Annotated in this window: 19 protein-coding genes; 14 read left to right on the forward strand and 5 right to left on the reverse strand. The window is 64.8% G+C overall.

Annotated features, from left to right (window positions below; all coding sequences use genetic code 11):
- Window positions 1-63 precede the first annotated feature (63 nt).
- From ABE472_RS01965 to rpmH, 5 genes are all read right to left on the reverse strand, one after another.
- Window positions 64-1,116 carry a glycerophosphodiester phosphodiesterase gene (locus ABE472_RS01965; RefSeq protein ID WP_346465429.1) on the reverse strand — a complete coding sequence of 351 codons (1,053 nt, stop codon included), beginning with the start codon at window positions 1,114-1,116 and terminating at the stop codon, window positions 64-66.
- A gap of 136 nt (window positions 1,117-1,252) precedes the next feature.
- The gene (mnmE, locus tag ABE472_RS01970) at window positions 1,253-2,596 is read right to left on the reverse strand and encodes a tRNA uridine-5-carboxymethylaminomethyl(34) synthesis GTPase MnmE (protein WP_313219799.1); all 1,344 of its coding nucleotides are present in this window, start codon (window positions 2,594-2,596) and stop codon (window positions 1,253-1,255) included.
- A 108-nt stretch (window positions 2,597-2,704) separates the two neighbouring features.
- A complete protein-coding gene (gene yidC, locus ABE472_RS01975; RefSeq protein WP_088435262.1) occupies window positions 2,705-4,402 on the reverse strand; it encodes a membrane protein insertase YidC in 1,698 nt (565 codons plus the stop codon).
- Window positions 4,402-4,893 (reverse strand): ribonuclease P protein component, encoded by a 492-nt coding sequence (rnpA, locus tag ABE472_RS01980; protein ID WP_313211276.1) that lies wholly within the window; start codon window positions 4,891-4,893, stop codon window positions 4,402-4,404. Before rnpA ends, yidC begins: the two co-directional genes overlap by 1 nt.
- 5 nt (window positions 4,894-4,898) lie before the next feature.
- On the reverse strand, window positions 4,899-5,039 hold the full coding sequence (gene rpmH / locus ABE472_RS01985) for a 50S ribosomal protein L34 (RefSeq protein ID WP_006404565.1): 141 nt from the start codon (window positions 5,037-5,039) through the stop codon (window positions 4,899-4,901).
- Between the two features lie 254 nt (window positions 5,040-5,293).
- Between rpmH and dnaA the strand changes: the two genes are divergently transcribed.
- From dnaA to ABE472_RS02055, 14 genes are all read left to right on the forward strand, one after another.
- Window positions 5,294-6,628 carry a chromosomal replication initiator protein DnaA gene (dnaA, locus tag ABE472_RS01990; RefSeq protein WP_046272260.1) on the forward strand — a complete coding sequence of 445 codons (1,335 nt, stop codon included), beginning with the start codon at window positions 5,294-5,296 and terminating at the stop codon, window positions 6,626-6,628.
- Between the two features lie 276 nt (window positions 6,629-6,904).
- The gene (gene dnaN / locus ABE472_RS01995) at window positions 6,905-8,005 is read left to right on the forward strand and encodes a DNA polymerase III subunit beta (RefSeq protein ID WP_019184048.1); all 1,101 of its coding nucleotides are present in this window, start codon (window positions 6,905-6,907) and stop codon (window positions 8,003-8,005) included.
- 1,142 nt (window positions 8,006-9,147) lie between these two features.
- Window positions 9,148-10,245 (forward strand): DNA replication/repair protein RecF, encoded by a 1,098-nt coding sequence (gene recF, locus ABE472_RS02000; protein WP_313211275.1) that lies wholly within the window; start codon window positions 9,148-9,150, stop codon window positions 10,243-10,245.
- Window positions 10,246-10,358: 113 nt separating this feature from the next.
- A complete protein-coding gene (gene gyrB, locus ABE472_RS02005) occupies window positions 10,359-12,818 on the forward strand; it encodes a DNA topoisomerase (ATP-hydrolyzing) subunit B (RefSeq protein ID WP_346462795.1) in 2,460 nt (819 codons plus the stop codon).
- 73 nt (window positions 12,819-12,891) lie between these two features.
- The gene (locus tag ABE472_RS02010) at window positions 12,892-13,743 is read left to right on the forward strand and encodes a CPBP family intramembrane glutamic endopeptidase (RefSeq protein WP_346462794.1); all 852 of its coding nucleotides are present in this window, start codon (window positions 12,892-12,894) and stop codon (window positions 13,741-13,743) included.
- Window positions 13,744-13,815: 72 nt separating this feature from the next.
- Window positions 13,816-14,622: a M48 family metallopeptidase gene (locus ABE472_RS02015; protein WP_346462793.1), complete on the forward strand. Its 807-nt coding sequence runs from the start codon at window positions 13,816-13,818 to the stop codon at window positions 14,620-14,622.
- Between the two features lie 142 nt (window positions 14,623-14,764).
- The gene (locus ABE472_RS02020) at window positions 14,765-15,961 is read left to right on the forward strand and encodes a tetratricopeptide repeat protein (RefSeq protein WP_313211271.1); all 1,197 of its coding nucleotides are present in this window, start codon (window positions 14,765-14,767) and stop codon (window positions 15,959-15,961) included.
- Window positions 15,962-16,218: 257 nt separating this feature from the next.
- Window positions 16,219-16,776, forward strand: a complete 558-nt coding sequence (locus tag ABE472_RS02025) for an energy transducer TonB (RefSeq protein ID WP_172407616.1) — start codon at window positions 16,219-16,221, stop codon at window positions 16,774-16,776.
- An 86-nt stretch (window positions 16,777-16,862) separates the two neighbouring features.
- Window positions 16,863-17,621 carry a TonB-system energizer ExbB gene (exbB, locus tag ABE472_RS02030; RefSeq protein ID WP_019184055.1) on the forward strand — a complete coding sequence of 253 codons (759 nt, stop codon included), beginning with the start codon at window positions 16,863-16,865 and terminating at the stop codon, window positions 17,619-17,621.
- Between the two features lie 57 nt (window positions 17,622-17,678).
- Complete coding sequence (locus ABE472_RS02035) at window positions 17,679-18,104, forward strand: biopolymer transporter ExbD (protein WP_046272259.1); 426 nt, start codon at window positions 17,679-17,681, stop codon at window positions 18,102-18,104.
- Window positions 18,105-18,107: 3 nt separating this feature from the next.
- Complete coding sequence (locus ABE472_RS02040; RefSeq protein ID WP_046272258.1) at window positions 18,108-18,521, forward strand: biopolymer transporter ExbD; 414 nt, start codon at window positions 18,108-18,110, stop codon at window positions 18,519-18,521.
- A 115-nt stretch (window positions 18,522-18,636) separates the two neighbouring features.
- Window positions 18,637-20,097: a cardiolipin synthase gene (gene cls, locus ABE472_RS02045; RefSeq protein WP_346465271.1), complete on the forward strand. Its 1,461-nt coding sequence runs from the start codon at window positions 18,637-18,639 to the stop codon at window positions 20,095-20,097.
- A gap of 68 nt (window positions 20,098-20,165) precedes the next feature.
- Window positions 20,166-20,426: a hypothetical protein gene (locus tag ABE472_RS02050; protein WP_070474188.1), complete on the forward strand. Its 261-nt coding sequence runs from the start codon at window positions 20,166-20,168 to the stop codon at window positions 20,424-20,426.
- A gap of 4 nt (window positions 20,427-20,430) precedes the next feature.
- Window positions 20,431-21,174 (forward strand): pyridoxine 5'-phosphate synthase, encoded by a 744-nt coding sequence (locus tag ABE472_RS02055; RefSeq protein WP_346465273.1) that lies wholly within the window; start codon window positions 20,431-20,433, stop codon window positions 21,172-21,174.
- The last annotated feature ends 285 nt before the right edge of the window (window positions 21,175-21,459 follow it).

Below are 21,459 nucleotides of genomic sequence, written 5' to 3' on the forward strand. Positions count from 1 at the left end.
CTGCCGTGCGCCGGACATTCCGATATCGCGCCGATCACGAGCGTACCGACCAACGGTCGGTACCTACCGGCTCGCCGGTGCGCCATCCCCATCCACCGCACGCCTGCCCAGCGCCGGGTCATCGGTGAAGAAGGCATCGATGCCGGTGGCCAGATAGGCCCGCATCTCGGCGACCGAACCTTCCGCGTTGCGGGTATTCGGCTCGCCGCTGCGGAACTCCGCGGCCTGGAAGTAGTTTTCCGGCCGGAACGTATACGGCACCACCATCAAGCCGGCCGCATGCGCATCACGCACCAGGGAAGTCGGGGTGCCGAGCTTCCCCTGGGCGTCCAGCGGAATGACCATGCGCAGGCTTGGGCCGATGCCGTCGGCGTAGGTGGCCACGTCGCGCAGCCCGGCCGGGGTGATCAGGTCGGCATAGCGCTGGCTGCCCTTGGCCGCGAGTACATCACCGGGCTGCTGCTTGGGATCGCCGAGCAGCTGCAGCAGGCGGATATTGCTGTCGCGGCCGAGCTTGCCGCGCAGGTAACGCAGGTTGCCGACCTCGAAGGACTGGATCGTCACCGGCGCCACGCGGGTATAGGCGTTGCCCTGCAGCGTGGCCAGCACCTTGTCTTCCATCGGCAGGCCGATGCCCTTGAAGTAGGTGCCGTGTTTGATCTCGGGCACCAGCCCGATGCCGCGGTTGGCGCGGCCGGCCTGCTGCACCAGGAAGGCGATGATTTCGTCCAGCGTGGCGATGCGGAACTGGCCGTCGAACGCGGTGCTGCGCAGCTGCGGCAGGCGCTCGCGGGCGTACAGCGTCTTCAGTTCGGCCAGGCTGAAGTCTTCGGTGAACCAGCCTTCGATGCGCTCGCCGTCGATGGTCTTGACGGTCTTGCGGCTGGCGAATTCGGGGTGCGCGGCCACATCGGTGGTGCCGCCGATCTCGTTCTCGTGCCGCGATACCAGCACGCCGTCCTTGGTCATCACCAGGTCCGGCTCGATATAGTCGGCGCCATCGGCGATGGCCTGCGCGTACGCGGCGAGCGTGTGCTCAGGCAGCAGCGCACTGGCGCCGCGGTGGCCGTAGACGGCGGCCCTGGCCGGCGTGGAGGAAGACGATTCAGCGCTCATGGCCACCGATGGTGCCACGGCCAGCGACACCAGCAACACACCTCCCCACAACTGCTTGGACACTGCAAACCCCTGTCGATAAAGAACCCGGTCAGTCTGCTGCAAGGCTGTGACAGCGCGAAGAAAGGCCGCGTGCCTACTTCCCGATACAGAAGCTCGAGAAAATCCGCCCCAGCAGGTCATCGGCGCTCATCCGCCCGGTAATCTCGCCCAGCGCCTCATGGGCCAGGCGCAGTTCCTCCGCCGCCAGCTCCAGATGCTCGTGGACCAGCTCCGATTCGGCGCGCTCGGCATGGCCGATGGCCTGGCTGATCGCCTCGACGTGGCGGGCGCGCGCGGAGAACTCACCGTCCACGCTGTCGCCGGCACTGCCGCTGGCCAGCGCGCGCAGGCGTGCGTGCAGCTGATCCAGGCCGAGGCCGGTCGCGGCCGAGACATGCACCACGTCTGCACGAGCGTCGGACGGCATCGCGGCCAGCAGATCGCTCTTGTTGTGGATCCACAGCTGCTGCGGCACATCGTCGATGCTGTCGCCCACCGCGTCGCGGCCGGCCTGCGGATCGCGTGCATCGACCACCACGATGGCCAGGTCGGTGCGCTGCATCTCCACGCGCGCCCGGCGCATGCCTTCGCGCTCGATCGCGTCGCCGCCGTCGCGCAGGCCGGCGGTGTCGACCAGCGTGAGCTCAAGACCGTCGATGCGGATGGTCTCGCGCAGGGTGTCGCGGGTGGTCCCGGCGATGTCGGTGACGATCGCCCGTTCACTGCCGGCCAGCGCATTGAGCAACGAACTCTTGCCGGCGTTCGGCGGCCCGACCAGCACGGCGTGCAGGCCGTCGCGCAGTTTGCGGCCGCGTTCGGCATCCTCGCGGAGCCGGATCAACGCCTGCAGGGCGGTGACCAGGCCACTGCGCACCTGCGCCCCGCCGAGGGTATCGAGCGGTTCGTCGGCGAAATCGATTGCCGCCTCCACGTGGATCCGCAGCAGAACAAGCTGTTCTGCGACCTCGTCCACACGGCGCGAGAACACGCCGTCCAGCGAGCGGCGCGCCGCGCGCGCTGCGCGGGTATCGCTGGCAGCGATCAGGTCGGCGATCGCCTCGGCCTGGGCCAGGTCGAGCTTGCCGTTGAGGAAGGCGCGCTCGCTGAACTCACCGGGTCGTGCCTGGCGTGCGCCCAAGGCAATGCAGCGCGCGACCAGCTGCTGCAGCACCACCGGGCTGCCGTGCCCCTGCAGTTCCACCACCTCTTCGCCGGTGAAGCTGTTCGGCGCCGGGAACCACAGCGCGATGCCGTCGTCGATCACCTCGTCGCCCGCATCGCGGAAGCGCGCGTAGTGTGCATGCCGTGGCTGCATCGCGCGCACGCCGATCGCCTCGGCGATGGGCCGCGCCTGCGGGCCGGACAGCCGCAGCATGCCGACGCCGCCAGCGCCGGGCGCGGTGGCGATGGCCACGATGGTGTCGGGGGCATGGGTCATGTCGGGCTCACTGCAGGGTGCGGGGAATCAGGGGGCATTCTACGGACCGCACGGTTGGCCGGACCGCAGATGCAGGAAACCCGCCTTGCGGCGGGTCTCCTGTGTGGCTTACTTCTTGGCGGTGACGACCGGCAGCGGATCGCTGCCATGACGCTTGGTCATCCACCACTGCTGGAGCAGGCCCAGGCCACCGTTGACGACCCAGTACAGCACCAGACCGGACGGCATGAAGGCCATCATGACGCCGAACACCAGCGGCATCAGCTGCATCATCTTGGCCTGCATCGGGTCCATGCCCGGTGCCGGGGTCAGCTTCTGGGTGGCCCACATCACCGCCACGTTGATCACCGGCAGGATGAAGTACGGGTCACGTGCGGTCAGATCCTGGATCCAGCCCAGCCACGGGGCCTGGCGCAGTTCCACCGATTCCACCAGCACCCAGTACAGCGCGAAGAAGATCGGCATCTGGATGAGGATCGGCAGACAGCCGCCCATCGGGTTGATCTTCTCTTTCTTGTACAGCTCCATCATCGCGGTCTGGAACTTCTGGCGGTCATCGCCATAGCGTTCCTTGAGCTGCGCGATGCGCGGCTGGAAGCGACGCATCTTGGCGCCGGACTTGTACTGCACGGCCGAGAGCGGATACAGCACCAGCTTCAGCAGCACCACCAGGCCGACGATCGCCCAGCCCCAGTTGTTGACGACCTTGTGGACCTGGTTGAGGACCCAGAACAGGCCCTGGCCGATGATCGCCATCAGCGAGAAGCGGCTGTAGTCGACCACGCGGTCCAGGCCCTTCACGTCTTCCTTGGCGATCAGGTTGACCAGCTTCGGGCCGACCCACAGGCGGGCTTCGGTGCTGACCTGCTGGCCCGGGGCCACGGTGAAGGCCGGGCCACGCGCTTCGATCTGGTCGCGGCCGTTGTTCTGCGCCAGCGAGTACTGCGCGGCCTGGTCGGCCTGCGGAATCCACGCGGTGAAGAAGTGGTGCTGCAGCATCGCCAGCCAGCCGCCGGTGATGGTGCGGTTGAGGTGGCCGTCGTCCAGGTAATCCTTGAACGCGCGACGCTCGTAACCGTCCTGCGGGCTGAACCAGGTCGCGCCGTTGAAGCTGAACGAGTCCGGGTTGGTCATGCTGCGCGAGAGGATGGTCGGGGTGCGGTCCAGGGTGCGGAACACGTAGCCGCTCCACGGGGCGCTGCCACCGTTGACCACTTCATCCTTCACCGTGATCGCGTACTCGTTGCGACCCAGCGAGTAGGTGCGGCGGATGGTCACGCCGTTCGGGCCGGTCCATTCGAAAGGCACCGTGACCTCGTCCTGGCCCTTGGCCAGCACGAAGTCGTGGTTGTCGCCGACCAGCTTGAAGCCGTTGGCGGCCGGCACCGGCATGGTCTTGTCTTCGCTGATCCAGCCACTCACCGCGCGGTACGGGTGGGTCGCTTCTTCGGTCAGCAGGCGGACCGGCGGGCTGCCTTCTTCCTTGGTCTGCGGGAACTGCAGCAGCTCGGCATCCAGCACCGTGCCACCGTCCAGCACCAGACGCAGGACGTCGGTGGTGATGGTCACGCGGGCCGGACCGGCCTCGGTCTGTGCGGCCGGCTGTGCCGCCGGCAGGGAACCGTCCGCCTGGGGCACGGGCGCACCGGGGATGCTGCCGGCAGCCGCACCCGGCACGCTGGCCTGGGTAGTCTGGGTGGCCACGGCCGGGGTCGGCGGCGCGGCTTTATCGCGGCCCCACTCCATCCACAGCAACACGGCCACCATCAGCCAGGCAAAAATCAGGAAAACGCGGGTCTGGTTCATCAGCGTGCAGGCTCGACGGGGCCGGCACGCAATGCCGGCTCGGACTGGGAAAGGGGTGCAACGCCCAGGGGCGGCGGCATTGTGCCGTCCGCGCCCGGCATGGGCAATGCGCCAAGGCGGCGCAACAGGCGTTCAAAGGCCTGGCGGAGTTCTGAATTGCTGGCGGTACGGGCGGCACTGCGGGCAACGACGACGTAATCGCCGGCACTCATCCACGGCCGTACGTGGCGTGTGGCATCGCGCAACACACGCTTCACTCGGTTGCGACCCACGGCTCGGGGATCGACTTTGCGCGACACCGCAAGACCCAACCTGGCTGGCGTATCGCTCTTCAGCCAGTGCAGGGTCATCAGCGGATCGGACACACGGCGGGCGCCGTTGAAGACCGTTGTATATTCGGCACGCGTACGAACCCGCGCAGAGCGAGGAAATCGCTTGCGCGGGTCGGAACTGCTCACAGTCAGGATTGCGTCTGCCGCGGAAAGCGGCATTGCAATCAAGCGCTCAGGACTTTACGGCCCTTGGCGCGGCGACGCGACAGGATCTTGCGGCCGTCAGCGGTCTTCATACGGGCACGGAAGCCATGGTCGCGCTTACGCTTGAGGTTGCTGGGTTGGAAAGTGCGCTTGGTGGCCATGCGGGCCTCTATATGAAGGGGACGGAAAGAACCGGAAATTCTATAGACCTCATCGAGGTCCCGTCAAGTGTCTGTCACTACGGGAATTCACCGGGCTGTGCAATAGCTGTGGATCGTTTTGTGAATAACTTTGGGACAACCATTCCCGGCCCCCCTCGTCGGTGGTAGTCTGCGCCATCCATTCTTCCCCCCCTTCCGGCCTGCGGTGCGGCGCTTTTGTTCGCCTATCCGCTGGCCCCAGACGATTATTGCCGATGGATGCCTGGTCTCGTTCTCTCGAACGCCTCGAAGCGGAGTTTCCGCCCGAGGATGTTCACACCTGGTTGAAGCCGCTGCAGGCAGATCTGCGCGCGGACAGCCTGGTGCTTTATGCGCCAAACGCCTTCATCGTCGACCAGGTGCGCGAGCTGTATCTGCCGCGCATCAAGGAACTGCTGGCGCACTTCGCCGGGTTCGGCGACGTTTTTCTTGAAATCGGCTCGCGTCCGCGTCCGGTAGAGGCGCAGATCGCGCCGATTCCGGGCCTGTCCGCACCCGCGGCGCCGGCCGAACCCCTGGTGCCGTTCGCCGGCAACATGGATTCGCACTACACCTTCGCCAACTTCGTGGAAGGCCGCAGCAATCAGCTGGGCCTGGCCGCGGCGTTCCAGGCGGCGCAGAAACCGGGCGACCGGGCCCACAACCCGTTGCTGCTGTACGGCGGGACCGGCCTGGGCAAGACCCACCTGATGTTCGCGGCCGGCAATGCGATGCGTCAGGCCAATCCGGCGGCCAAGGTGCTGTACCTGCGTTCGGAACAGTTCTTCAGCGCGATGATCCGTGCGCTGCAGGAAAAAACCATGGACCAGTTCAAGCGCCAGTTCCAGCAGGTGGACGCGCTGCTGATCGATGACATCCAGTTCTTCGCCGGCAAGGACCGTACCCAGGAAGAGTTCTTCCATACGTTCAACGCCCTGTTCGACGGCAAGCAGCAGATCATCCTGACCTGCGACCGGTACCCGCGCGAAGTCGAAGGCCTGGAAGCACGGCTGAAGTCGCGCCTGGCCTGGGGCCTGTCGGTGGCGATCGAACCGCCGGACTTCGAGACGCGCGCAGCGATCGTGCTGGCCAAGGCCCGCGAGCGTGGCACCGATATCCCCGACGATGTGGCGTTTCTGATTGCCAAGAAGATGCGCTCCAATGTCCGCGACCTCGAAGGTGCGTTGAATACCCTGGCCGCACGCGCCAACTTCACCGGCCGTGCGATCACCACTGATTTCGCCCAGGAAACCCTGCGCGACCTGCTTCGCGCCCAGCAGCAGGCGATCAGCATTCCCAACATCCAGAAAACCGTGGCCGACTACTACGGGCTGCAGATCAAGGATCTGCTGTCCAAGCGTCGGACCCGGTCGCTGGCCCGTCCCCGTCAGGTTGCCATGGCCCTGACCAAGGAACTGACCGAACACAGCCTGCCGGAAATCGGCGACGCCTTTGCCGGCCGGGACCACACCACGGTGCTGCATGCCTGCCGGCAGATCCGGACGTTGATGGAAGCAGACGGCAAGTTGCGGGAAGACTGGGACAAGCTGATCCGGAAGTTGAGCGAATGATGCATGTACGCCGCTAAGGCGTCATCGCATAAAACGGTGCAGAATCCGGTAGTAAGCGCGGGATAGGTTGTGGATAAAAAAGCCGCTCGATTCGACGGCAAAGTTATCCACACCTTTCCCCACCCCTTGGGGGCTAGTAATGCAGAGGGTTTCGAGGTCAGAAATCCTTTTGTTTACAAAGGCTTAGTCGTGTTTTCCCGCGATTCTGGCCCTACCAGCACCACCAAGCTTTTGATTTATTCCACATTTTTTTAAAGCATAGGGGCACGGAACCACATGCGTTTCACACTGCAGCGCGAAGCCTTTCTCAAGCCGTTGGCACAAGTCGTCAACGTGGTCGAACGCCGCCAGACCCTGCCGGTTCTGGCTAATTTCCTGGTTCAGGTCCAGAACGGGCAGCTGTCGCTGACCGGTACGGACCTGGAAGTGGAAATGGTGTCGCGGATCGCGGTGGAAGATGCCCAGGACGGCGAGACCACCATCCCCGCCCGCAAGTTGTTCGAGATCATCCGCGCCCTGCCCGACGGCAGCCGGATCACCGTCTCGCAGACCGGTGACAAGATCACCGTGCAGGCCGGGCGCAGCCGCTTCACCCTGGCAACGCTGCCGGCCAACGACTTCCCGTCTGTCGACGAAGTCGAAGCGACCGAACGCGTGGCCATCGGCGAAGCGACCCTGAAGGAACTGATCGAACGCACCGCGTTCGCGATGGCCCAGCAGGACGTGCGGTACTACCTCAACGGCCTGCTGTTCGACCTGCGTGGCGATGCCCTGCGTACCGTGGCGACCGACGGTCACCGCCTGGCGCTGTGCGAAACCGAGCTGGAAAAAGCCAGCGGCGCCAAGCGTCAGATCATCGTGCCGCGCAAGGGCGTGACCGAGCTGCAGCGTCTGCTGGAAAGCGGCGATCGTGAGATCGAGCTGGAAGTCGGCCGCAGCCACGTTCGCGTCAAGCGCGACGATGTGACCTTCACCTCCAAGCTGATCGACGGCCGGTTCCCGGATTACGAGGCTGTGATTCCGATCGGTGCCGACCGCGAAGTGAAGGTGGATCGCGAAGCCCTGCGTGCCTCGCTGCAGCGCGCTGCGATTCTGTCCAACGAGAAGTACCGCGGCATCCGCGTGGAAGTCTCGCCGGGCAACCTGAAAATCAGCGCGCACAACCCGGAGCAGGAAGAAGCCCAGGAAGAGATCGAGGCCGATACCACGGTCAGCGATCTGGCCATTGGCTTCAACGTGAACTACCTGCTGGACGCGTTGTCCGCACTGCGCGACGAGCACGTCGTGATCCAGCTACGCGATTCGAACTCCTCTGCCCTGGTCCGTGAGGCCAGCAGCGAGAAGTCACGTCACGTGGTGATGCCGCTGCGTCTGTGACCTGCGAGGTGTAGGTTCCACGTGGAACCGAGTGGTTCTGAGAAGCCCGGCATTGCCGGGTTTCTTTTTGGGCGAGAGAACGATGTTCCACGTGGAGCATTCTTTTTTCGCGGTGCGTTTGTGGCGTGGCCGTACCGTTCGGCTGATCCTGTGGCGCATCCGCAACGCTCGCGAGCCGGAGGACACGCAGCGAGCGGGACTTTGGCAACGAGCTCCACGAGGTGGTGACCACGTTTGCTCCGGCCCTTCGGTTGGTGCGGCACGGGACGGGGCCAGAGAGCGAATGGCGACGGACGGCTGCCGTGCGTGTCGATTCTGCATACGTCAGCCGAGCGAACTGCGCCAACTGCACGTCCGCTCCGAAGCGCTGCGGTACCCGGCTTTTTGGCCGCTGGATCACAGCTCTATGCTTTTAAAAACTGTATATAAATCTAAAGCTTGGTGGTGGTGGTAGGGCCAGATTTGGTTGAAAAGTAGGTTAAGTGATTGGTTTTAAAGAGGAATATAGGCCTGAAACCCCCGGTAAAACAGGGTCTGAGCCTGGGGGTGATCCTGTGGATATCTTTCGAGGCCGTTCAAGAGGCCCTTTTTATCCACAGATTGCCCATAGGCTGTGCATAAGCCATACAGAGCGGGTGTGGACAGTCTCGTTTGGGTCTGCGCGAGCTGCTCGGGTTCTACGCTTCGGCGATTCGACCTCACGTCCAGATTTCAAGAAAAACAGGGGACCGGCCGCGTCCTGGCTCGCAAGGCGGGCAAAAAACGGTGCGAATTCATTGAAATCTGCAGTACCTCAGTGCTGCGTACGGCGCAGATTTGAATAAATTCAGGCCCCTCCAGCTGGCCATGCGGCGGGAAACGGAGGTTTCACGTGGCGGTGCTGGCCGCAGCGCTGACGTCGGCGGCGAACATCGCGCTTGTCTGGCCCGATGATCGTTGGCGCACCCGAAATGCACGCATGGCAGACCGAGCCGCCATCGCGCTGAACACCGGGACGCACCGACCGGCTCCTTCCGCCCTCGGCGAATGGTCAGGTCGACAACTGGCGCGCGGAGCATCCGGCCACGTGGAACCTGGGCAATGCAGTAAGCTGATCGATTCCCCCTACCCGTCTGCCGCCCCGTGCGGCGTTGATCGTCCGCATGCACATCCGCCGCTTGACCCTGCACCAGGTTCGCCGCTTCGATACCGTCGAACTGGCACCGCAACCGGGCATCAACCTGATCACCGGTGACAATGGCGCCGGCAAGACCAGTGTCCTGGAGGCGCTGCACGTCATGGCGTATGGGCGCAGTTTTCGCGGCCGTGTCCGGGATGGCCTGGTACGCCAGGGCCGGGAGGCGCTGGATGTGTTCGTGGAATGGGATGAGCAGCGCGAAGGTGCCGACACCCCGACCCGTCGCAAGGCCGGGCTTCGCCACAGCGGCCAGGAATGGAAAGGCCGACTGGACGGGGAAGACGTCGCTCAGCTCGGGACGCTGTGCGCCGCACTGGCGGTCGTCACCTTCGAGCCCGGTAGCCATGCCTTGGTCAGCGGCGGCGGCGAACCGCGTCGCCGGTTCCTTGATTGGGGTTTGTTCCACGTGGAACCAGACTTCATGGGTCTGTGGCGGCGGTACTCGCGGGCCCTGAAACAGCGCAATGCCCTGCTCAAGCAAGGAGGGCACCCGAACGCGCTCGATGCGTGGGACCGGGAACTCGCCGAGGCCGGCGAACCGCTGACCACCCGCCGCCAGCATTACCTGGAACGGCTACAGGAACGGACCGTGGAACTGGCCGCCGTACTGGCGCCCAATCTGGGGATCCAGTCGCTGAGTTTGAGCCCAGGGTGGCGCAAGCAGGAGGTTTCGCTCTCCGACGCCCTGCTGCTGGCCCGGGAACGTGACCGCATGGCCGGCTATACGTCGGTCGGTCCGCACCGGGCCGACTGGAGCGTCGGATTTGAGACCATTCCGGGCCGGGATGCACTGTCGCGCGGCCAAGCCAAGCTGACCGCCCTCACCTGCCTGCTGGCGCAGGCCGAGGACTATGCCGAGCAGCGCGGCGAATGGCCGGTGATCGCCCTGGACGATCTGTCGTCCGAGTTGGATCGCCATCACCAGGCGCGGGTGCTGGAACGGCTCAAGGCCGGCCCGGCACAGATCTTCATCACCGCCACCGAGGTGCCGGCGGCGCTGGTGGACGCGACAGATATCACCCGGTTCCACGTGGAACATGGACAGGTCCTGCCTGTGCCATAGTGGTCCCCCAGGGGCCACAGTGCCCGGCTGGTATAATTGCTGTTGCAACCCCTTATTACTCGGCGCCCCGCCTCACGGCGGCGGACCGACCTGCGGAGCCTACGGCAAGCGCAATGACTGAAGAACAGAACATCCCCGCAAACAGCGGCAACTACGACGCCAACAGCATCACCGCCCTGGAAGGCCTCGAGGCTGTCCGCAAGCGTCCTGGTATGTACATCGGCGACGTCCATGACGGCACCGGTCTGCACCACATGGTGTTCGAGGTCGTCGACAACTCCATCGACGAAGCCTTGGCCGGCCACGCCGACCATGTGTCGGTGATGATCCACGCCGATGGCTCGGTCTCGGTGTCGGACAACGGGCGCGGCATCCCGACCGGCAAGCACGAGCAGATGAGCAAGAAGCTCGATCGCGAAGTCTCTGCAGCCGAAGTCGTGATGACGGTGCTGCATGCCGGCGGCAAGTTCGATGACAACAGCTACAAGGTCTCTGGCGGTCTGCACGGCGTGGGTGTCAGCGTGGTCAACGCGCTCTCGCAGAAGCTGCTGCTGGATATCTACCAGGGCGGCTTCCACTACCAGCAGGAATTCGCTGACGGTGCCGCCGTCAACTCGCTGAAGCAGGTCGAAGCCAGCACCAAGCGCGGTACGACCCTGCGTTTCTGGCCGTCGGTGAAGGCGTTCCACGACAACGTGGAGTTCCACTACGACATCCTGGCCCGCCGCCTGCGCGAGCTGTCCTTCCTCAATTCCGGCGTCAAGATCGTGCTGGTCGACGAGCGCGGCGATGGCCGCCGCGACGACTTCCATTACGAAGGCGGCATCCGCAGCTTCGTGGAGCATCTGGCGCAGTTGAAGACGCCGCTGCACCCGAACGTGATCTCGGTGACCGGCGAATCCAACGGCATCGTCGTGGACGTGGCGCTGCAGTGGACCGATTCCTATCAGGAAACGATGTACTGCTTCACCAACAACATTCCGCAGAAGGACGGCGGTACCCATCTGGCCGGCTTCCGCGGCGCGCTGACCCGTGTGCTCAATAACTACATCGAGCAGAACGGCATCGCCAAGCAGGCCAAGATCAACCTGACCGGCGATGACATGCGCGAAGGCATGATCGCGGTGCTGTCGGTGAAGGTTCCTGACCCGAGCTTCTCCAGCCAGACCAAGGAAAAGCTGGTCAGCTCGGACGTGCGCCCCGCCGTGGAAAGTGCCTTCGGTGCGCGGCTGGAAGAATTCCTGCAGGAAAACCCGAACGAAGCCAAGGCGATCGCCGGCAAGATCGTGGACGCGGCGCGTGCACGTGAGGCCGCCCGCAAGGCGCGCGATCTGACCCGTCGCAAGGGCGCGCTGGATATCGCCGGCCTGCCGGGCAAGCTGGCTGACTGCCAGGAAAAGGATCCGGCGCTGTCCGAACTGTTCATCGTCGAGGGTGACTCGGCAGGTGGTTCGGCCAAGCAGGGCCGCAACCGCAAGAACCAGGCGGTGCTGCCACTGCGCGGCAAGATCCTCAACGTGGAACGTGCCCGCTTCGACCGCATGCTCGCCTCGGACCAGGTCGGGACGCTGATCACCGCGCTGGGCACCGGCATCGGCCGGGACGAGTACAACCCGGACAAGCTGCGCTACCACCGCATCATCATCATGACCGATGCCGACGTCGACGGCGCGCACATCCGTACGCTGCTGTTGACCTTCTTCTACCGTCAGATGCCGGAGCTGATCGAGCGCGGCCATATCTACATCGGCCTGCCCCCGCTGTACAAGATCAAGCAGGGCAAGCAGGAGCTGTACCTGAAGGATGATCCGGCGCTGGACGCGTATCTGGCCAGCAGTGCGGTGGAGAACGCGTCGTTGATCCCGGCCGAAAGCGAGCCGGGTATCGAAGGCGTAGCGCTGGAGAAGCTGTTGCTCTCCTATGCTTCGGCGCAGGAAACCATTGCGCGCAACGGCCATCGCTATGATCGCCAGGTGCTCGAAGCACTGATCGATTTCACGCCGATGGATCTGGAGCACCTGCGCAAGGCCGGCGCCGACGAAGGCCTCGCCGCACTGGCGACGCGCCTCAACCAGGGCAGCCTGGGTTCCCCGCGCTACACGCTGGAACTGCAGGAACCCACCGACGAGCGTCCGGCCGCCGTGCTGGTCACGCGTCGCCACATGGGCGAGCAGATGATCCAGGTGCTGCCGCTGGCCGCGTTCGAGACCGGCGAGCTGCGTGCGTTGCACCAGTCCTCGCTGCTGCTGCATGGCCTGGTCCGCGCCGGTGCCAAGATCAGCCGCGGTGCGAAGTCGGCCGAGGTGGCCAGCTTCGCCGAAGCACGCAACTGGCTGCTGGATGAAGCCAAGAAGGGCCGCCAGATCCAGCGATTCAAGGGTCTGGGTGAAATGAATCCCGAGCAGCTCTGGGACACCACGGTCAATCCCGACACACGACGCCTGCTCCAGGTGCGGATCGAGGATGCCGTGGCCGCCGACCAGATCTTCAGCACGCTGATGGGCGACGTGGTCGAGCCGCGCCGCGACTTCATCGAAGACAACGCGCTGAAGGTCGCCAACCTGGATATCTGACACAATCGGGGACGGGCCGGCCGGGTGCGACCTGCACCCTGGCCGGCCATCGCCCCCCGATGCCAGGAATCCGATGTCCGCTACCCCCCCGGCGTCCATGACGCCTCCGCTGCCCCCTGCCGTTCCGTCATTGCCGCGCAAGCCGGGTTCCCCGCTCGCGGGCTTCTTCATCGACCTGGGCATTGTCGTGCTGGTGCTGCTGTCGCTGAGCCTGATCAGCGGCTTGGTCTGGGGGCTGTACCGCGGGGCGATCGTTGGCTACCAGGCCGCTCGCGACGGTGCGGATGCTTCGGCCGTTGCCGGTCTTGCCCAGCAATTGGGCCAACCCGGGGCGCTGGCCCAGATCCTGATGGCGCTCGTTGCCACCGGTGGTGCCGCGCTGGTGCTGTATTTCTTCCGTCGCCGGGCCACGCCCGCCGAACGTACGCTGTCCTTCCAGGCGGCACGCCGCCCCTCGACATGGGGGTGGACGCTGCTGGTCGCCACCGGTGTGATCATCGGCAGCAATCTGATCGCATGGCTGGCCAAGCAGGGCGGCATCGAACCGGTGCCGACCAACCTGGCCCTGATGGAACAGGCGATCACGCGCTTCCCCTGGTTCCTCGCGCTGTTTGCCGTGGTGCTCGCGCCGGCCTATGAAGAGCTGCTGTTCCGCCGTGTCCTGTTCGGTCGCCTGTGGCAGGCCGGTCGCCCGGTGTTGGGCATCGTCCTGAGCAGCCTGGCGTTCGCCCTGGTACATGAAATCCCCGGCACCAGTGCCAACGGCCCGTGGGAAATCGCACAGCTATGGCTCGTCTATGGCGGCATGGGCGCGGCCTTCGCCTGGCTCTACCAACGCACCGGAACCTTGTGGGCGCCGATCGCCGCGCATGCCTTGAACAACGGCATTGCCCTGGTCGCGCTGATGTTTCTGGGCCTCCATTGATCGATCACGCGGCTTGACGAAAATTTACGTGGCCGCGTTCCACACTGCGCACATGAACACGGGGGATCGCACATGAAACCAGTGCTGTTGGGAATTGCCGTCGCCATGCTGGTGAGCGCGTGCGCCACCACGACCTCACCCACCGGCCGCCGCCAGATGGTCGGCGGTGTTTCGCAGGCGGAACTGGACCAGCTGGGCGCGCAGGCGTTCACCGAGACCAAGTCCAAGGGAACCCTCAGCAAGGACCCGAAGCAGACCGCCTACGTGCAGTGCGTGGTCAATGCGCTGGTCGCCCAGTTGCCGCCACAGTACCGTGGGGTACGGTGGGAGACGGCGTTGATGGTCGACAAGGAGCCCAACGCGTTCGCCCTGCCCGGTGGCAAAGTCGGGGTCAATACCGGCATCTTCACGGTCGCCAAAAACCAGGATCAGCTGGCCGCGGTGATCGGTCACGAGATCGGGCACGTCATCTCCCGCCACCACGAAGAGCGCATCACCCGCCAGATGGGCGCGCAGACCGGCCTGTCGGTGCTCGGGGCACTTGCCGGTGCGGCCTACGGTGAGGGTGCGGCCAGTACGGTCAGCCAGCTCGGCGGCGCCGGCGCCCAAGCCGCGTTCCTGCTGCCCGGCTCGCGGACGCAGGAAAGCGAGGCCGATATCGTGGGTCAGCGGCTGATGGCCGAGGCCGGTTTCAACCCCGCCCAGGCAGTGGATCTGTGGCAGAACATGATGGCCGCCAGTGGGGGTCGCTCGCCCCAATGGCTGTCCACCCACCCCGATCCTGCCAACCGTATCCGTGAACTTCAGCGAGACGCGCCGTCCCTGAGTGGTGTATACCAACAAGCCCAGGCGGCCGGGCGCAGGCCAAAGTGCGGTTGACGCGTCCGGATACGAGTCAAAGATGCTGTATTGCAGCATCGGAAACGATTTCTCACGCCATCAGTTTCTGATACGTTTGGCGGCTCAGATTTTTCTGACAGTCCGTTTTGATGCCGCTGCGGCGGTTCGATCGAGGTGAAAGATGATTTTCAGCAACCACAAGCAAGCCGTCCTTTCCGTCCTCATCGCGACCGCTGTAAGTGGCGCCATGATCACCGATGCCTTCGCCCAGGCCCGCTCGTCGGAGCGTGGCGCGCGTGGCGGGAAGAAGCAGGCCAAGGCCGAAGTGCTCTACCCGCAGGCGACCCGCCAGGAGCCGGAGCAGAAGTCCTCGGCCAAGGTCGGTCCGAAGCTGCAGAAAATGATTGACAGCTACAACGACCAGAAGTTCCCGGAGACGCGCGCGCAGGCCGACGAAATCCTGGCCAATCCCGCTGCCAACGCCTACGACAAGTCGCTCGCCGCGCAGCTCGCCTCGCAGGCGGCCTACCAGCTTGATGACGTCGCCGCTGCCAAGAAGTACCTCGAGCAGGTGCTGCAGCTCGGTGGCCTGGACAACAACGGCCACTACCAGTCGATGCTGATGCTGGGTCAGCTGCAGCTGCAGGACGACCAGATCAACGAAGGCCTGGCGACGCTGGACAAGTACTTCGCCGAGACCAAGTCGAACAAGCCCGAAGAGCTGATCGCCAAGGGCCAGGCGCTGTACCAGGCCGAGCGCTACGCCGAGGCCATCCCGGTGCTGCAGCAGGCCATCGCCGGCTCGCCCGAGCCGAAGGACAACTGGAACCAGTTGCTGATGGCTGCCATGGCCGAAGCCGGCCAGACCGGTGAAGCGGTCAAGCAGGCCGAAGCGCTGGCGGCCAAGAACCCGAACGACAAGAAGGTGCAGTTGAACCTGGCCAGCATGTACATGCAGGCCGACCAGATGGACCAGGCTGGCGCTGTCATGGCCAAGCTGTACGCCGCCGGCCAGCTGACCGACGAGCGCGAGTACAAGCAGCTGTACTCGATCTACGCCAACAGCGAGAACAAAGAAAAGGACGTCATTGCCGTTATCAATGATGGCTTGCAGAAAAACATCCTGAAGCCGGATTATCAGGTATACCTGGCACTGGCCCAGGCGTACTACTACTCCGACCCGCAGCAGACGGACAAGGCGATCGAGGCGTGGCAGAAGGCTGCCCCGCTTTCCAAGGATGGCGAGACCTACCTGAATCTGGCACGCGTGCTGCATTCGGAAGGTCGCATTCCGGAGGCCAAGCAGGCCGCCCAGCAAGCGCTGGCGAAGGGTGTGAAGAACCAGGCGGATGCCAAGAAAATCATCAACCTGAAGTAAGTAGGAATAACGCCTGAACGCCTGCATAAGTGATGCGCAGGCGCTCAGGATTGGTATAAGCTTGGAGGTTCCTGCGGTGTCATGCACCGCTGATCATGGGCTACCTGTCCCCGGGTATCCCGGCCCCACTAATGAGCTCTTGGCGCATGACGGAACAACTAGTCGTTCACAGGTACGAACAACGCGATGACACCGGCCTCTCCTGGCCGCGTATCGTGGGTATCGCTTTTGTAATCGCACTGCATCTCGCCGCCTTCATGATGCTTCTGATCCCGGCTGTGGCTCCCAAGGCCGTGGCGGAGAAAGAACGCAACATCATGGTGACCCTGGTCGACGCTCCGCCGCCGCCACCACCGCCGCCGCCGCCGCCGCCGCCGGATGACACCCCGCCGCCGCCGGTCAAGAACCTGTCGCCGCCGAAGCCGTCCCCGGTTCCGCCGCCGCCGCAGGCTCCCGTGGTCGATATCCCGGACCCGCGTCCGACCGACATCGTCACACCGCCTTCGCCGCCGTCGCCGCCGCAGCCGCCGAGCACCATTGAGGCAAGCGTCGACATCTCGTCGAAGAACATGAACCCCCCGCGTTACCCGCCGGCCGCGTTCCGTGCTGGTATCCAGGGTGAAGTCATCCTGATCATTGACGTCGATGCCAATGGCAACGTCACCAATGTGTCGGTCGAGAAGTCCAGCCGTAACCGTGACCTCGATCGCGCCGCCATGGACGCAGCTCGCAAGTGGAGCTTCCGTTCCGCGGAATCGGGCGGGAAGAAGGTCGCAGGTCGCGTTCGCGTCCCGGTCAACTTTGCGCTGAACTGATAGTGGCCGGTGGCCCGCCGGCCACCGCCCCTAGCGGTTATTTCTAGCAATACCCTTTATCACCACACACAACAAAGGTAAGCGTCATGCTGCAGGAACTTTTCATCGCCGCTGCTGCCGGGGGCAACTCCAACGCCCTGTCGCAGATGGGCTTCGAGCACCTGATCCACGAGATGACCACCCAGCCGGGTGACTTCGCCGTCTCCTGGGTCGTGCTGCTGACCCTGATCATCATGTCGGCCATGTCCTGGTACTGGACCGTCATCAACATCTTCCGCGCCACCCGTCTGAAGGCTGCTGCCGACAAGGTCGTGAGCCTGTTCTGGGATACCCCGAACGCCCAGGACGCCATCCGTGCGATGGAAGAACAGCCGGCTTCGGAGCCCTTCTCCAAGATCGCTCTGGACGCTGCACAGGCTGCTGCGCACCACCAGCGTTCGGAAGGCGGCACCTCGGGTGGCCTGGGTGAGAACCTGAGCCGTTCGGAGTTCGTTGATCGCGCCCTGCGTCAGGCCGTGACCCGCGAAAGCAACAACCTGCAGTCGGGCATGACCCTGCTGGCCACCGTCGGCGCAACCGCTCCGTTCGTGGGTCTGCTGGGTACCGTGTGGGGCATCTACGGCGCGCTGATCAAGATCGGTGCCACCGGTTCCGCCTCGATCGACGCCGTTGCCGGCCCGGTGGGTGAAGCACTGATCATGACCGCCATCGGTCTGTTCGTGGCTATCCCGGCCGTGTTCGCCTTCAACTTCTTCAGCAAGATCAACAGCGCCACGATCAGCAAGTTCGATACGTTCGCTCACGACCTGCACGACTTCTTCGCCACCGGTTCGCGCGTTCGCTAATAGCGACGCGCGTCACCCAGCGAGAACGTAGTCAACACGATCTAGACGGAGCCCGTTATGGCTTTCAGTAGTGGTAACAGCGGCGGCCCCATGGCCGACATCAACGTTACGCCCCTCGTGGACGTGATGCTGGTGCTGCTGATCATCTTCATCATCACGGCGCCCCTGATGTCCCACAAGGTCAAGGTGGATCTGCCTGAGGCCAACCTGGTGCAGAATCCGGAAGACGCTGAAAAGCGGGCGAGCCCGATCACCTTGGCAGTCAAGGAAGACGGCTCGATCTACTGGAACGACGAGGAAATCGACAAGCAGACTCTTGAGTCGCGCTTGGCGACCGCCGCCCAGCAGACCCCGCAGCCGCCCCTCAACCTGCGTGGTGATCGCACCACCAAGATGCGCGTCATCAATGAGATGACGAAGGTCGCGCAGGAACAGGGCATGCTCGACGTGGGCTTCGTCGCCACCAAAGTAAAGGGGCAGTAAGCCATGGCGTTCAGTACTGGTGGTAACAAAGGCCCCATGGCCGACATCAACGTCACGCCCCTGGTGGACGTGATGCTGGTGCTGCTGATCATCTTCATCGTCACCGCGCCGATCATGACGTACCCGATCGCCGTTGACCTGCCGCAGCGCGTGCTCAACCCACCGCCGGTGACGGTCGAACCGCCGCCGCCGATCGAGCTGAAGGTGGACGCCAGCAACCAGGTGTCGTGGAACAACAGCCCCGTGGCTGTGGGCGAACTGCAGCAGCGTATGGAACAGGAAGTGCAGCGCGATCCGACCAACCAGCCGGAACTGCGCATCGATGCCAGCCCGGACTCCGAGTACGACGTGATGGCCAAGGTGTTGGCTGCCGCGAAGAATGCTCAGATGAAGAAGATCGGCTTCGTACAGCAGTAATACGCAAGACGCAGTCATGACGCGACTGGAAAACGCCCCTGGAAACAGGGGCGTTTTTTTTGTGCCGCCGGCCGTGGATACGCGCCAGCGCCACGCTGCCCGCTATCATCCGGCCATGCTCGCAACCTTCGACGTCTTCGGGGACTGGCTCGATGCCTTCCCCCACCTGCGCCCCCTGATGGTGGCGGCCTACATTCTCTATCTGCTGTGGCTGACCGGCTGGATCATGCTGCAGAAGCGCGAGCCGGTCGCCACGCTGAGCTGGATCCTGTCGCTGGCCGCCCTGCCCTACCTTGGCCTGTTCATCTACTACCTGCTCGGCCCGCAGAAGGTGAAGCGGCAGCGCCTGCGCCGTGGTCGTTCGCGCTCGGGGATGGAGCATTACAGCAGCGTCTGCCCACCGGATGCGGACTGCACCGAGCTGGCCAAGATCGCCCAGGCCACCACCGGGCTCTCACCGAGCTCGGCCACCGAGGTGGAGTGGCTGGTCGATGGCGCGGCCACCTACAGCGCACTGCTTGCCGCGGTGGCCACGGCCAAGGACCACTTGCACCTTGAGTACTACATCTTCAATCCGGACCACGCCGGCACCGCGCTGCGCGATGCGCTGACCGAGCGTGCGGCCGCCGGCGTGCGCGTGCGCCTGCTGCTCGATGCGGTCGGCTCGTCGTCCATCCGCAAGCGCTTCCTGCAGCCGCTGCTGGATGCAGGCGCCGAAGTCGTCTGGTTCCACCCGCGACAGCTGCTCAAACCGTTCAAGCGGCCCTGGTTGAACCTGCGCACGCACCGCAAGCTCGTCATCATCGATGGCCTGCAGGCCTTCACCGGCGGCATCAACATCACCGACGAGGAAGATGAGAGCGTCCGCCCGGATGCGTATCGCGACCTGCACATGCGGCTGCGGGGCCACGTGGTGCGCAGCCTGCAGCTGGTCTTCATCGAGGATTGGATCTACGCCACCGGCCAGGAGCCGGCGCGCTTCAACATCGCCCAGCTGTGGCCGGAAACCATGCCCAGCCGCAGCGAGGGCAGCATCAATGCGCAGGTGCTGGTCTCCGGTCCGGATTCGTCGTGGGAGACCATCCACCGGCTGCACGTGGCGGCGATCCACGAAGCGAAGGAGCGCGTCTGGCTGGTGACGCCCTACTTCGTGCCCGGCGAGGCCGCGCGCATGGCACTGACCTCGGCCGCACTCGGTGGCCTGGACGTGCGCCTGCTGGTGCCCAAGATGAGCGACTCCTGGTTCGTCACCCAGGCCGCGCGCTCCTATTTCGACGAGCTGCTGCAGGCCGGGGTCAAGATCTACGAGTACGGCCCACGCATGCTGCACACCAAGGCCTTCATCGCCGATGACGACGTGTGCATCGTCGGCAGTGCCAACTTCGATCACCGCAGCTTCCGGCTCAACTTCGAGCTCTCGATGATGATCAGCGACACCGGCCGCGTTGCGGCGCTGGCCGAGATCCTGCTGGCCGAATACAGCAGCGCCGCGCCGGTCTACAACGACCGCCAGCGTTCGCTGTGGCGGCACCGTGTGCCCGAGGCGTTCGCCCGCCTGGCCTCGCCGCTGCTGTAGCCGCTGCTCCCCGTGGAACCGCACCCGGCGCCAGCGCTACACTGGCCCGGTCAATCGGGGAGAACGACATGTACTGGCTGTTTCTGCTGTTCGCGCTGGCCTGTTTCGGCATGGCGCTCAAGACCCCCCACATGGGGCTGATGGCGCTGTCGCTGCTGGGCACCCTGGTGTTCCTGCTGGCGTGGGTCCGCGGCCTCTACGTGGCCCGCTTCGGCGATGTGCAGCCCACCCGCGCGGCCATCACCGATCCCAACGAACTCCGTCGGCTGCGGGAGCTCGCCCTCCAGGCGCGCACCCCGGCTGCTCAGGGTGAATCCGACCCCTCGTAGTGCCATGACCCAACTCAGCGTCAACGTGAACAAGATCGCCGTCCTGCGCAACTCGCGCGGCGGCACCGACCCGGACGTGCTGCAGGCCGCCCGTGCCTGCCTGGATGCCGGCGCGCATGGGATCACCGTGCACCCGCGCCCGGACCGACGCCACATCCGCGCCGAGGACGTTCTCGCGTTGTCCGCGCTGACGGCCGAGCGCGGCGTGGAGTTCAACATCGAGGGCAACCCGTTCGCGCCCCCGCGTGAGGGCTATCCCGGGCTGCTGCCGCTGTGCGCGCAGACCCGCCCCGCCCAGGCCACCCTGGTGCCCGATGGCGACGGCCAACTGACCTCCGACCATGGCGTCGACTTCGCCCGGGATGCCGAGCGGCTGCGACCGCTGATCGCCGAGTTGAAGACGTACGGCTGCCGGGTCAGCCTGTTCGTGGACGCGGGCAACCCCGACATCGCACAGGCCGCGGCCATCGGTGCCGACCGCGTGGAGCTCTACACCGGCCCCTACGCCGAGGCGCATGCCGCCGGCGATGCCACCACCATGCTGGCACTGTTCGCCGACGCGGCGCGGCGCGCCCAGGCGGCCGGCCTGGGCGTCAACGCCGGGCATGACCTGTCGCAGGACAACCTGGCCGATTTCCTGCGGACCGTGCCGGACGTGCTGGAAGTCTCGATCGGCCATGCGCTGATCAGCGAGGCGCTGTATGACGGGCTGGATGCCACGGTGAAGGGCTATCTGCGGCTGCTGTGATGCGGCGCGTAGCCCTGCCGCGTAAGGGGCGCCCGGCATCAGGTAGCGCCGACCGTTGGTCGGCTCGGCCGCCCGTGACGTGGCACCGCAGGCACGCGCTCTGGCCCTGTGGATAAATTGGGGGATCAAATCGGTCTCCACCTCCGCCGACCCTTACCCGGCGCGGGTTTCACTTCCCTTTACGCCTGTGGTTAGTAATACTACTAACCATGGCTATCCCCTATCCCCGCCGTTGCCACGCCACGACGTCTCATTCCCTGAGACCTCCCGGCGATAGCCTTTGAC

It is taken from the genome of Stenotrophomonas sp. TWI809 (assembly GCF_039673205.1).
GTDB lineage: Bacteria > Pseudomonadota > Gammaproteobacteria > Xanthomonadales > Xanthomonadaceae > Stenotrophomonas.